The sequence below is a fragment of the Janthinobacterium sp. C22 genome, from assembly GCF_057919405.1.
In genome coordinates this window covers 3,680,157-3,692,113 of sequence record NZ_CP193659.1, presented here as the reverse complement: position 1 = coordinate 3,692,113, position 11,957 = coordinate 3,680,157, and the positions used below count along the sequence as shown (strand labels likewise).

Genomic DNA, 11,957 nt, shown 5'->3' with positions numbered 1-11,957 from the left:
CGTATTATCGCTGATCTGGCGCCTGCATTGCCTATTGCACCCGCCTACTGCCCCTTTGGCGGCTGCCACAGTTCCACCTTGTTGCCCTCGGGATCGATGACCCAGCCGAACTGGCCGTATGCCGAGTCCGGCGCCTTGTCCAGCACATTACAGCCTTCGTCGCGCAGGGCTTGCAGCAGCGCATCGAGGTCGTCGACCCGGTAATTGATCATGAAGGACGCCTTGCCGGGCGCAAATTGCTCGCTGTCCTTGGCCGCCACGGACCAGATGGTGGTGCCGGCCGTGGGCTGGCCAGCGGCGTCCGTCCAGGTGAAGGCGGCGCCGCCCCAGGGCTGCACGTCCAGGCCCAGGTGGCGCTGGTACCAGGCGCGCAGCGCCGCCGGGTCTTGCGCGTGGAAAAAGATGCCGCCGATGCCAGTGACCCGTTGCATGCACGCCTCCGTTGCTGTCCAGTGCCTTGACTGTAACACCGGCTTGCCGGCGTGGCAAACGGCGCAGAGATAATTTACATTAACTTTACAATCCAAGTACTTGATTTTATTGGCAACTGGATGCGTAGTCGAGCAACATGTCTTCGAGGAACAGCTTGGGCGACAGGGGATGCTCGGCAATCGCCCGGCGTTCGTTGGCCGACTTGATGGCGGCCATCAGGCGGCTGACGTTGATGCGCCCGGCCAGCGCCTCCAGTTCGCGCCGGTGGCGCGGGTAGTAGCGGATGGTGCCGGACAACTTGACGGAAAACACGTCGTACAGCCAGCGCTGCAGGGACGCCACCAGCGGCGCCAGTGGCGCCTTCTGTAATTTGTCGGCCGCCTTCAGGGCCGCTTCCACGCCGGGATTGGCCAGTACCTGCAGCAACTGTTCCGTTTCCTCGCGGCCGCCCGACTCGGACTGGGCCAGCGCCGCCAGCGGCGCGCCGCCCTGCTCGCGCAGCCAGCTGTCCGCATCGCTCAAGCCCTGGGCCTTGAGCCAGGTCAAAGCCTGCTCGTGGCTGGGCATGGGCAAGGCAAACTTGCGACAGCGCGACAAAATCGTCGGCAGCAAGCGGTCCAGACTGTTCGATGCCAGCAGGAACAGGGTGCCCGGCGGCGGCTCTTCCAGCGTTTTCAGCAAGGCGTTCGAGGCGGGCGTGTTGAGCGCCTCGGCCGGATACAGTACCACCACGCGCAAGCCTTGCCGGTGCGTGGAAATGTTCATGAAGTCGGCCAGGTTGCGGATCTGCTCGATCTTGATGTCTTTCGACGGCGTCTTGCTCTTGGCGCTTTTCTTCGCGCCTTCGCCCTCTTCGCCATCGTCGGCCACCTCGTCTTCCAGCGCTTCCGGACGCACGCGGCGGTAATCGGGATGGTTGCCTTGGCTAAACCAGCCGCACGAGGCGCAGGCGCCGCAGGCATGGCCGTCGGCGCGCACGTCTTCGCACAGCAGCGCTTGCGCAAAATGCTCGATGAAGTCGGCCTTGCCGATGCCTTGCGCGCCATGGAACAAAATGGCGTGCGGCATGCGCGGGCGCAAGGCTTGCAACTGCTGCCAGGCGTCCTGTTGCCACGGATAGAGAGAACTGGTCATATTATTCTTTGTCAATCAACGTATTGCAACACTTTGCTCAAGCAATTCATCAAGCAGTTTTGCCAGCTGGACCTGGATGTCGGCAATGCTTTGCGTGGAATCGATGATGCGGAAACGCTGCGGGAACTGGGCCGCACGGCGTAGATACTCATTGCGCGTGGCGGCAAAGAAGTCCGCCCGCTCCTGCTCGAATTTATCCAGTGCGCGCGTGGCGTCCAGGCGGGCTCTAGCCACGGCCAGCGGCACGTCGAACAGGAACGTGATGTCCGGCTGCAGATGCGGATGCACCCACGCTTCCAGCTGCTCCATCTTGCGCAAGTCCATGCCGCGCCCGCCGCCCTGGTAGGCGAAACTGGCATCGGTAAAGCGGTCGGAAATGACCCACTCGCCCCGTTCCAGGGCGGGCGCGATGACTTGCGCGATGTGTTCGCGGCGGCTGGCGAACATCAGCAGGGCTTCCGTTTCCAGGTGCATCTTTTCATGCAGCAGCAGTTCGCGCAGCTTTTCACCCAGGCTGGTGCCGCCCGGTTCGCGCGACGAGACGAGGGTCACGCCCCGCTGCCGCAGGTAATCGGTAACAAAGCCGATATGCGTCGACTTGCCCGCGCCATCGATGCCTTCGAAGGTGATGAAGCGGGGTTGATAGTGTTGTGTCATGAAACTCTTGATCTGATAAGGATATTAGCGCTGGTACTGGTTCACGGCGCGGTTATGGTCGGGCAAGTTGGCCGAGAACTGGCTGGTGCCGTCGCCGCGCGCGACGAAATACAGGGCCTGCGTGCGGGCCGGCGCCAGGGCCGCCGTCAGCGATTGCGCGCCGGCCAGGGCGATCGGCGTGGGCGGCAAGCCGCCGCGCGTGTAGGTATTGTACGGGGTGTCCGCTTCCAGGTCGCGTTTGCGGATCTTGCCCTGGTAGTTATCGCCCATGCCATAGATTACGGTCGGGTCCGTCTGCAGCAGCATGCCCGTCTTGAGGCGGTTGACGAACACGCCGGCGATCATGGCCCGCTCGGACTTTTGGCCCGTTTCCTTTTCCACGATGGACGCCATGATCAGCGCCTCGTACGGGTTTTTATATGGCAAGGCCGGATCGCGCTTGTCCCACGCTTCGGACAGCCGGCCGATCATGGCCGTGTGCGCCTGCCTGAAAATCTGCATTTCGCTGGCGCCCTTGGCGAACAGATAGGTATCGGGGAAGAACAGGCCTTCCGGCAACACGTATTCCGGGCTGATCTTCGCCATCAGTTCCTTGTCGGACAGGCCCGCCGTATCGTGCTTGAGGCCGGGATGATTCGCCATGGCCGCGCGCATCTGCTTGAAAGTCCAGCCTTCGATGATGGTCAAGGATTCCTGCGCGAACTCGCCGCGCGCCAGCTGCGTGATCAGACGCTGCGGCGTCGTGCCCGGTTTCAGCTCGTAGGAACCGGCCTTGATCTTCGAGGTCTTGCCTTCGATGCGCGCCAGCATGTTGAACAGGATGGGCACGATGGGCACGCCCGCGTCCGCGATCTGCTGGCCGGCCGCATGCGCGCCGCTGCCCGGGCTGATCGTAAACGGGATCGCTTCGCCGTCCGTGGTGATGGGCTGCTGCGCCCAGTACACAAAAGTACCGCCCACGCCGATGGCGGCGATGACTGAACTGACTACAAGTTTTTTAAAGAAAGCCATTGTTCCGATTCTTGTGATGCGCTCGCTGGCGGGCAACGCGCGCTTGTTATGATCGTTCATTTGTGAAGCAAGTGCGCGCAAAGCGGCGCCAACACTGGCAATCTTGCCGCTGCCGACGCAATCTGCGCGACATCACTATAATGAACCCGTAATGATAATGCTTAATCGCTGATCTAATGGAAATTATGAATAACTGGAATCAATTTTTAACTGCCCAAGGCGCCCGCCCCGCCGCCACCGATGGCGCGCCTGACGGCACCGCGCTTGCCACCGGCGTCTCCCCCATCGCCGATTTCGGCTCATCCCTGACCGTGCCGCAGCTGCAAGAAGGTTTTGTCGCGGCCATCACGGACCAGGGCTTGATCGGCTTGAACGGCGACGATGCGGCCAGTTTCCTGCACGGCCAGTTGACCAATGACGTGGAACATCTGAACCAGGAGCAAGTACGCCTGGCCGGCTACTGCACGCCGAAAGGCCGCCTGCTGGCCAGTTTCCTGATGTGGCGCAACGCCACCACCATTTATCTGCAATTGCCGCGCGCCATACAGCCGGCCATCCAGAAGCGCCTGCAGATGTTCGTGCTGCGCGCCAAGGCCAAGCTGCACGATGCGACCTTGGATGAAGCGAACCAAGTCGTCCTGGGCCTCGGCGGCAGGCAAGCCGGCGCGGCCCTGTCCGCCTGGTTCCCTGCCCTGCCCGCCGCGCCGTTCAGCAAGGTCGAGCATGCGCTGGGCACCCTGCTGCGCGTGGCCGATGCCTTTGGCAGCGCCCGCTACCAATGGCTGACATCGGCCGCCACGGCGCGCGACGTGTGGCCGCAGCTGGCTGAGAAACTGGCCAAGGGCAGCAATGACGCCTGGCAATTGTCGGACATCCATGCGGGCATCCCGCAGATCACGGCCGCCACGCAAGAGCAATTCGTGCCGCAGATGGTCAACTTCGAGCTGCTGGGCGGCGTCAATTTCAAGAAAGGCTGCTACCCGGGCCAGGAAATCGTCGCGCGCAGCCAGTACCTGGGCAAGCTCAAGCGCCGCACCACCCTCGTCAGCATCGCCGATGCATCCGTCGTGGCCGGCGGCGAACTGTTTGCCGTCAGCGACCCCGAGCAGCCTTGCGGCATGGTCGTCAACGCGGCGCCGAACGGCGTGGGCGGCATCGACGCCCTCGTCGAAATGAAGCTGGGGGCAATCGAAGAAGGTTCAAGCGCCGCCGGCGCCGTGCGCTACGGCTCGGTCCAGGGTGGTCACGTGCAGTTCCTGCCCATGCCTTACGTGCTCGACGCACTCGACTTGTGAGAATGCCATGAAAGATTTGTACATTTATTATCAGGTCAAGGAAGAGCACGCCCAGGCGCTGGAAGCCCGGGTGCGCGCCTTGCAGGCGAAACTGGCGGCCGCGTCCGGCGTGGCGCCGCAACTCAAGCGCCGCCCCGAGGCCAAGGATGGCTTGCAGACGTGGATGGAAATCTACCCCGTCGTCGGCGAAGGTTTTGCCGAACAACTGGCCGCGGCCGCCGACGAGGCGGGCTTGCTGTCCCTGACGGCCGGCGCGCGCCATACGGAAGTGTTCATGGATTTGCCCCCATGTGCCTGATCGTTTTTGCCTGGAAAGTCAATCCGCACATCCCGCTGATTGCCGCCGCCAACCGCGACGAATTCTATGAACGCGCCAGCGCCCCGCCGGGGCCTGGCCGGAACACCCGCAAGTGTACGCGGGCCGCGACCTGCAGGCGGGCGGCAGCTGGATGGGCATCACCCAGGCCGGCAGCGGCAGCTCGCGCTTTGCCGCCATCACGAATATCCGCAGCCCGCAAGACCGCAATCCGGACGCTCCCTCGCGCGGCGCCCTGGTGGCCGGCTACCTGGCGGGCAGCATGTCGCCGCAGGACTATATCGCGCAGATCCGCCCCGGATGCAAAGCCTACAACGGTTTCAACCTGGTGCTGGGCGACGCGGATACGCTGATCTGGTTTTCCAACCGGGGCGATGGCGATGCGCGCAATGGCCAGCCATTGGAACCAGGCATCTACGGCCTGTCGAACGCCCTGCTCGACGCGCCGTGGCCCAAGGTGCTGAAGACCAAGGCCCAGTTCGCCAGCCTGCTGTGCCAGGGCGCGCCCGACGAAGCCTACTTCGACATGCTGGCCGACACCACGCGCGCACCGGACTTCCGCCTGCCCGACACGGGCGTGCCGCTCGACCTCGAACGCGTGCTGTCCGCCGTCTGCATCGAAACACCCGGCTACGGCACGCGCACGTCCACCGTCGTCAAATTGTTCCCCGATTCGCCCGGCGAATTGCATGAGCTGGTGATCCAGTAGGTCGGCTTAGCGCGCAAGCGCGTAAGCCGACAACACCAGCGCCCTCAACCGGCATCACCACCGTCCCCGATGTCGGATTACGCGCGCCTCCGGCGCGCTAATCCGACCTACGCAAGCTTCCCCTATCCTCATCGAAAACCCACCCACCACCCATCCGCAAAAAAGAAAGCGCTTGCGCAAGCGCTTTCTTTTGTTTACGATAGATTCCAACGCGGCGACACAGCCGCACACTATCGCAGCACACAATAAGAATAAAACCATCAGGAGACACCATGGCCACCATGGAAGATGTAGCGCGGGCGGCGGACGTATCGTTGTCGACCGTTTCGCACGTACTCAACGGCACCCGCAAGGTCAGCCCGAAAACCGTCGCCGCAGTCAACACGGCCATGCAGCAGATCGGCTATGTGCCGAACATGCTGGCGCGCGCCCTGGCCGGCTCTTCGTCGGGCACCATCGGCGTGGCCATTTCCGCCTTCACCAATCATTACTTCAGTGAAACCGTGCGCGCCATCGAGGCGGCTTGCACGCGCCACGGCTTGATGATGCTGTTTTCCGATACGCATGACGATCCCGAGCAGGAACTCAAGGTGGTGCAGAACTTGCACCAGCGCCGGGTCGACGGCATCGTGCTGGCGCCTTCGGGCGACGCGCGCAACCGCACGCTCGACTACTTGACCAGCAACAAGATCGCTTCCGTGCTGGTCGACCGCATGTCGCCGCAGCCGTTCGACCAGGTGGGCGTGGAAAACATCGAGGCGACGGCAGAACTGGTCAGCCATCTGATCGCGGCCCACGGCCACCGCCGCATCGGCTTCATCAGCGGCGCGCCCGGCCTGTCGACGACGCACGAGCGTATCGAAGGCTACCGCCTGGCCCTGCAGCGCGCCAACATCGCCTTCGACCCGGACCTGCTGCGCTCGGGCGACTCCAACCTGGAACGCAGCGGCGCGGCCACGCGGGAACTGCTGGCGCTGCCGCAGCGTCCGACGGCCATCGTGGCCGGGAATAACCTGATGACCATCGGCACCATGCACGCCTTGCGCGACGCCCACATTGCGGTGCCGCAAGACGTGGCGCTGGCCGGCTTCGATGATTTCGACTGGGCCGATTACTTCAGCCCCCGCCTGACCGTGATGGCGCAGCCGCTCGAAGAGCTGGGCGCCATGGCCGTCGACCTGTTGATCGACCGTATCGCCAACCCGGGCCGCGCCCAGCACGTGCAGCGTTTGTCGCCGACCTTACGCGTGCGCAATTCCTGCGGCTGCCCCTGACCTTTTACCGTAACCGACTATGCATCCAGCGATTTCCCTCGGTATCGACCTCGGTACCTCCGAACTGAAAACCGTGCTGATGGACGGCACCGGCGCCGTGCGCGGCCAGGCCTCCGTGCGCATCGATACCAGCCGCCCGCATCCGGGCTGGTCCGAACAGTCGCCGCAGGACTGGTGGGCCGCCTGCGTCAACGCACTGGCCCAACTGCGCGCCGGCTGGCCGCAGGACTATGCGCAGATCGCCTGCATCGGCCTGTCCGGCCAGATGCATGGCGCCGTGCTGCTCGATAGTCACGATAACGTGATCCGCCCCGCCATCCTGTGGAACGATGCGCGCGCCGAAGCCGAAGCGGCCAGCCTGGCGCGCGACTATCCCGCCTACGCGGACGTGACGGGCAGCCTGCCCATGGCGGGCCTGACGGCGCCAAAACTGCTGTGGCTGCAAAAACATGAGCCGGCCGCCTTTGCCGCCATCGCCTGCCTGCTGTCGCCGAAAGACTATCTGCGCCTGCGCTTGACGGGGATCAAGCTGACGGACATGTCCGACGCGGCCGGCACCCTGTGGCTGGACGAGGCCGCTCGCGCCTGGTTCGCGCCCATGCTGGCCGCCTGCGGTTTGCGCGCGGAACAGATGCCGGCGCTGGCCGAAGGCGACGCGGCCACGGGTACCGTGCCGGCCGATGTCGCCGACCAGCTGGGTTTGTCCATGGACGTGGTGGTGGCGGGCGGCGGCGGCGACAACCCCGTCTCGGCCGTGGGCATCGGCGCCGTCAACGGCGGCGACAGTTTCATTTCGCTGGGCACCAGCGCCGCCATCGTGTCCGTCACCGAAGCGCCGATGGGCAACCCGGCCGGCGGCGTGCACAGCTTTTGCCACGCCCTGCCCGGCCGCTGGTATGCGATGGGCGCGATCCTGTCGGGCGCCAGCTGCCTGCGCTGGGCCACTGGCGTGCTGGGCCAGCCCGACGAGGCAGCCCTGCTGGCCCTGGTGGAAAGCGCCCTGCCGCTCGACGCGCCCATCGCGCCATCCGCCCCCTATTCCTGCCCTACCTGTCGGGCGAGCGCACGCCGCACAACGACCCGCAAGTGCGCGGCGCCTTCCTGCAGCTGGGCCACGACAGCACGCCGGCGCAGCTCGGCTACGCCGTGCTCGAAGGCGTGGCGTTTGCCTTGCGCGACGCCATGGCCGCCGTCACCTCGACGGGCGCCGTGGTGCCCCACTGCATGCTGGTGGGCGGCGGCGCGCGCAGCCAGTACTGGGCGCAGCTGCTGGCCAATGTGCTGGGACGCGACATGCGCACCTTGCACAACAGCGAACTGTCGGCCAGCCTCGGCGCGGCCAAGCTGGGCTTTGCCGCCATCGGCGACACCAGCCTGCTGACGCAGGGCTTGCCCATCAAAAATACTTTCCTGCCCGATGCCGCGCACAGCGCAGCCTTGAGCATCCGCTACGGCCGCTACCGTAGCCTGTTTCCCGCCGTGCAAGCCCTGCACCAACTCAGTGATAAGGAATAGCAATGAATCAGCTGCAACAATTGAAGCAAACCAGCACCGTCGTCGCCGACACGGGCGACTTTTTGCAACTGGCCCGTTTCGCGCCGCAAGACGCCACCACCAACCCGTCGCTGATCTTGAAGGCCGTGCTGCAGCCCGATTACGCGCCCTTGCTGGAAAGCACGGTTGCCGCGCACAAAACCGCGTCGCTGGACGATATCGTCGACCAGGTGCTGGTGCGTTTTGGCCTGGAAATCCTGAAAGTGGTGCCGGGCCGCGTGTCGACGGAAGTCGATGCCCGTTTGAGCTTTGACCGCGACGCCACCGTGGCCCGCGGACGCCGCCTGATCGCGCTGTACGAGCAAGCCGGCATTGGCCGCGAGCGCGTGCTGATCAAGGTCGCCGCCACCTGGGAAGGCATCCAGGCCGCGCGCGAGCTGGAAAAAGACGGCATCTTTTGCAACCTGACCCTGCTGTTCGCATTTTGCCAGGCCGTCGCCTGCGCCGACGCGAAGGTGCGCCTGATTTCGCCGTTCGTGGGCCGCATCTACGACTGGCATAAAAAATCGCTGGGCGCGGCATGGGACGAAGCGGCGCGCAGCCTGTCCAACGATCCGGGCGTGCAATCGGTCACGCGCATCTTTAATTACTACAAGCAACATGGCATCGCCACGCAAGTGATGGGCGCCAGCTTCCGCAATGTGGGGCAGATCACGGCCCTGTCCGGCTGCGACTTGCTGACCATCAGCCCGGATCTGCTGGCGAAACTGGAAGCGCTTGACGCCCCGTTCGAGCGCGCGCTGGGCGGCGACCTGGGCGCGGCGCAGCCGGCCGTCACGTATGACGAAGCCGCCTTCCGCTACGCCCTGAACGACGATGCGATGGCCACCGAGAAGCTGGCCGAAGGCATCCGCGGCTTTGCCGTCGATGCGGGCAAGCTCGATGCCATGATCGAGAAATTGCGCAGCCAATAAGTTTGCACCCAGTTTTTTACCCGTAGCACCGTTTGTTTTTACAATAAAAACCCTTGGAGATCCTCATGAAAAAAGTCATTACCGCCACCCTGCTGCTGTCCGCCGCCTGCGGCGCCTTCGCCGCCGACAAACCGCTGAAATCGATCGGCGTGAGCGTGGGCGACTTGGCCAACCCATTCTTCGTGGCAATTGGCCGCGGCGCGGAAGAAAGCGCGAAAAAGCTGGGCGGCCCCGGCGTGAAAGTCACGACTGTTTCCAGCAAGTATGACCTGAACACCCAGGTCGACCAGATCGAGAACTTCATCGCCAACAAGACCGACATCATCATCCTGAACGCCGTCGACTCGAAGGGCATCGCCCCGGCCATCAAGAAGGCGCGCAATGCGGGCGTGGTCGTGATCGCCGTCGACGTAGGCGCCGTCGGCGCTTCGGCCACCGTGATGTCCGACAACACCATGGCCGGCGACGTCTCGTGCGCCTACCTGGCCAAGCAGATCGGCGGCAAGGGCAATGTGGTGATCCTCAACGGGCCGCCCGTCACCTCCGTGATCGACCGCGTGAATGGCTGCAAGAAGACCCTGGCCGCCTTCAAGGATATCAAGATCCTGTCCGACAACCAGAACGCGGGCGGCAGCCGCGACGGCGGCATGACCGTGATGTCGAACCTGCTGACGGCCCATCCGAAGATCGACGGCGTGTTCGCCATCAACGATCCGACCGGCATCGGCGCCGAACTGGCGATCAAGCAATCGAAGCGCACGGACGTGAAACTGATCACGGCCGTCGATGGCGCGCCCGATGGCCAGAACGCCCTGAAAAACAAGGCCGGCCTGTTTGCCGCCACCTCGGCGCAAAACCCGTACCGCATGGCCACCGATGCCGTGCAGATGGGCTACGACATCATGAACGGCCGTACGCCGAAACAGACCATGGTGCTGTTGCCGACCCCGGCCATCACCAAGGAAAACGTCGCCACCTACACCGGCTGGGTAAAGAACTGATCTGCCTGACCTGAACCACGTGGCGCCGCCGGCCAGTTCGCGGGCGGCGCCAGTTTCACCAGCAAGGAAGGACAGTCATGAGCGACGATATTATTTTTGAAATGCGCGGCATCGAGAAGCGCTTCGGCGCCACGCGCGCGCTGCGCGGCGTGCACCTGACGGTGCGTAGCGGCGAAATCCATGCCGTGATGGGCGAAAACGGCGCCGGCAAGAGCACCCTGATGAAAATCCTGTCGGGCGTGTACACGCCGGACGCCGGTGAAATCATTCTCGACGGCAAGCCAATTCGCATCCGCAACCCGGGCGAGGCCCGCGCGCTGGGCATCAATCTGATCTACCAGGAACTGAGCGTGGCCAAGAACATGACGGTGGCGCAGAACGTCTTCATGGGCAGCGAACCGCAAGGACCGTTCTGGACCGTCAAGGGCGGCGAGATGCGCGCGCGCACGAACGCCATCCTGGCCGACCTCGGTTCCCGTTTCGATGCGGACACCATGGTATCGAGCCTGTCGATCGCCGAGCAGCAGCAGGTGGAAATCGCCCGCGCCCTCGTGCACGAAAGCCGCATCCTGATCATGGACGAGCCCACTGCCGCCCTGTCCGACCGGGAAACCGAACAATTGTTCCGCATCATCGAAGAACAGCGCGACAAGGGCTTGGCCGTGCTCTACATCAGCCACCGCATGGCCGAGGTGGAACGTCTGGCGCGCCGCATCACGGTGCTGCGCGACGGCGCCTATGTGGGCGAGCTGGGCAAGGATGAGCTGGATCAAAAGAAAGTCGTGCAAATGATGGTGGGCCGCCCCGCCGACGACTTCTATTCGCACCAGCGCCGCAGCACGCGGGGCGCCGAGCGTTTGCGCGTGGAAAACGTGGGCGGTGGAAAGGTCAAGCCCGCCTCGTTCGCCCTGCATGCGGGCGAAGTGACGGGACTTGCCGGCCTCGTCGGCGCGGGCCGCACGGAACTGGCGCGCCTGATCTTTGGCGCCGACAGGAAGCAATCGGGGCAAGTGTGGCTCGACGGCCAGGAAGTGCACATCCAGCGGCCGCTGGCGGCCATCCGCCATGGCATCGGCTATTTGCCGGAAGACCGCAAGAGCCTGGGCTTGTTCATGCAATTATCGGCCATGGAAAACATGTCGATGAATATCCTGTCCAAGCATGCGACGGCGGGCGTGGTCAACCGTGGCGCCCTGACCCAGCTCACGCGCGAGTCGATTGCCAACCTGAACGTCAAGGTCTCGGGCCCGGAAGGTATCGTGGGGGTTGTCCGGCGGCAACCAGCAGAAAGTCTTGCTGGCGCGCTGGCTGGCCATCGCGCCCAAGGTCCTCATCCTCGACGAACCGACGCGGGGCGTGGACGTGGGCGCGAAGAGCGAAATCTACAAGATCATCCACCAGCTGGCGGACGCGGGCACGGCCGTGCTGTGCATTTCCAGCGAACTGGCCGAGCTGGTCGGCATCTGCGACCGCGTGATGGTGATGTGCGAAGGACGCCTGACGGGCGAAGTGACGGGCGACGACATCACGCAGGAAAACATCCTCGCTTACGCTACGCAGCTGGAAGCGGCATAAAAACACCTATCAAAACCTACTGCGCGTCGCGGGTCGCGGTTTCCGATGCTCACTGACTCGGCGTCCCCGTGCTTCGCACAGTTCC

General features: G+C 64.1%; 9 protein-coding genes and 3 pseudogenes. 8 read left to right on the top strand and 4 right to left on the bottom strand.

All coding sequences use genetic code 11. The annotated features are described in order from the left end of the window. Positions 1–44: 44 nt before the first annotated feature. From ACRHIG_RS17305 to mltG, 4 genes are all read right to left on the bottom strand, one after another. Complete coding sequence (locus ACRHIG_RS17305; protein ID WP_489627229.1) at positions 45–431, bottom strand: VOC family protein; 387 nt, start codon at positions 429–431, stop codon at positions 45–47. Between the two features lie 106 nt (positions 432–537). Further along, the gene (locus tag ACRHIG_RS17300) at positions 538–1,566 is read right to left on the bottom strand and encodes a DNA polymerase III subunit delta' (RefSeq protein ID WP_489627228.1); all 1,029 of its coding nucleotides are present in this window, start codon (positions 1,564–1,566) and stop codon (positions 538–540) included. A gap of 15 nt (positions 1,567–1,581) precedes the next feature. Further along, positions 1,582–2,223, bottom strand: coding sequence for a dTMP kinase (gene tmk / locus ACRHIG_RS17295; RefSeq protein ID WP_489627227.1), 642 nt, complete (start codon positions 2,221–2,223; stop codon positions 1,582–1,584). Between the two features lie 24 nt (positions 2,224–2,247). After that, positions 2,248–3,234, bottom strand: a complete 987-nt coding sequence (mltG, locus tag ACRHIG_RS17290) for an endolytic transglycosylase MltG (RefSeq protein ID WP_475414366.1) — start codon at positions 3,232–3,234, stop codon at positions 2,248–2,250. A gap of 176 nt (positions 3,235–3,410) precedes the next feature. Here mltG and ygfZ point away from each other — a divergent pair, with 176 nt between their 5' ends. The 8 genes and pseudogenes from ygfZ to ACRHIG_RS17250 all read left to right on the top strand — a co-directional run bounded on the left by ygfZ (position 3,411) and on the right by ACRHIG_RS17250 (position 11,872). After that, complete coding sequence (gene ygfZ / locus ACRHIG_RS17285; protein ID WP_489627226.1) at positions 3,411–4,529, top strand: CAF17-like 4Fe-4S cluster assembly/insertion protein YgfZ; 1,119 nt, start codon at positions 3,411–3,413, stop codon at positions 4,527–4,529. A 7-nt stretch (positions 4,530–4,536) separates the two neighbouring features. Further along, positions 4,537–4,827 (top strand): DUF4936 family protein, encoded by a 291-nt coding sequence (locus ACRHIG_RS17280; protein WP_475414364.1) that lies wholly within the window; start codon positions 4,537–4,539, stop codon positions 4,825–4,827. Further along, positions 4,818–5,554: pseudogene (locus ACRHIG_RS17275) on the top strand (NRDE family protein). Before ACRHIG_RS17280 ends, ACRHIG_RS17275 begins: the two are co-directional and overlap by 10 nt. Positions 5,555–5,826: 272 nt before the next feature. Then, on the top strand, positions 5,827–6,828 hold the full coding sequence (locus tag ACRHIG_RS17270; protein ID WP_489627225.1) for a LacI family DNA-binding transcriptional regulator: 1,002 nt from the start codon (positions 5,827–5,829) through the stop codon (positions 6,826–6,828). A 31-nt stretch (positions 6,829–6,859) separates the two neighbouring features. Further along, positions 6,860–8,343 (top strand): annotated as a pseudogene (xylB, locus tag ACRHIG_RS17265) (xylulokinase). A gap of 2 nt (positions 8,344–8,345) precedes the next feature. After that, on the top strand, positions 8,346–9,296 hold the full coding sequence (gene tal / locus ACRHIG_RS17260; RefSeq protein ID WP_489627224.1) for a transaldolase: 951 nt from the start codon (positions 8,346–8,348) through the stop codon (positions 9,294–9,296). Between the two features lie 65 nt (positions 9,297–9,361). After that, positions 9,362–10,297: an ABC transporter substrate-binding protein gene (locus ACRHIG_RS17255; RefSeq protein ID WP_121669532.1), complete on the top strand. Its 936-nt coding sequence runs from the start codon at positions 9,362–9,364 to the stop codon at positions 10,295–10,297. Positions 10,298–10,374: 77 nt separating this feature from the next. Then, positions 10,375–11,872: pseudogene (locus tag ACRHIG_RS17250) on the top strand (sugar ABC transporter ATP-binding protein). Positions 11,873–11,957: the final 85 nt, after the last annotated feature.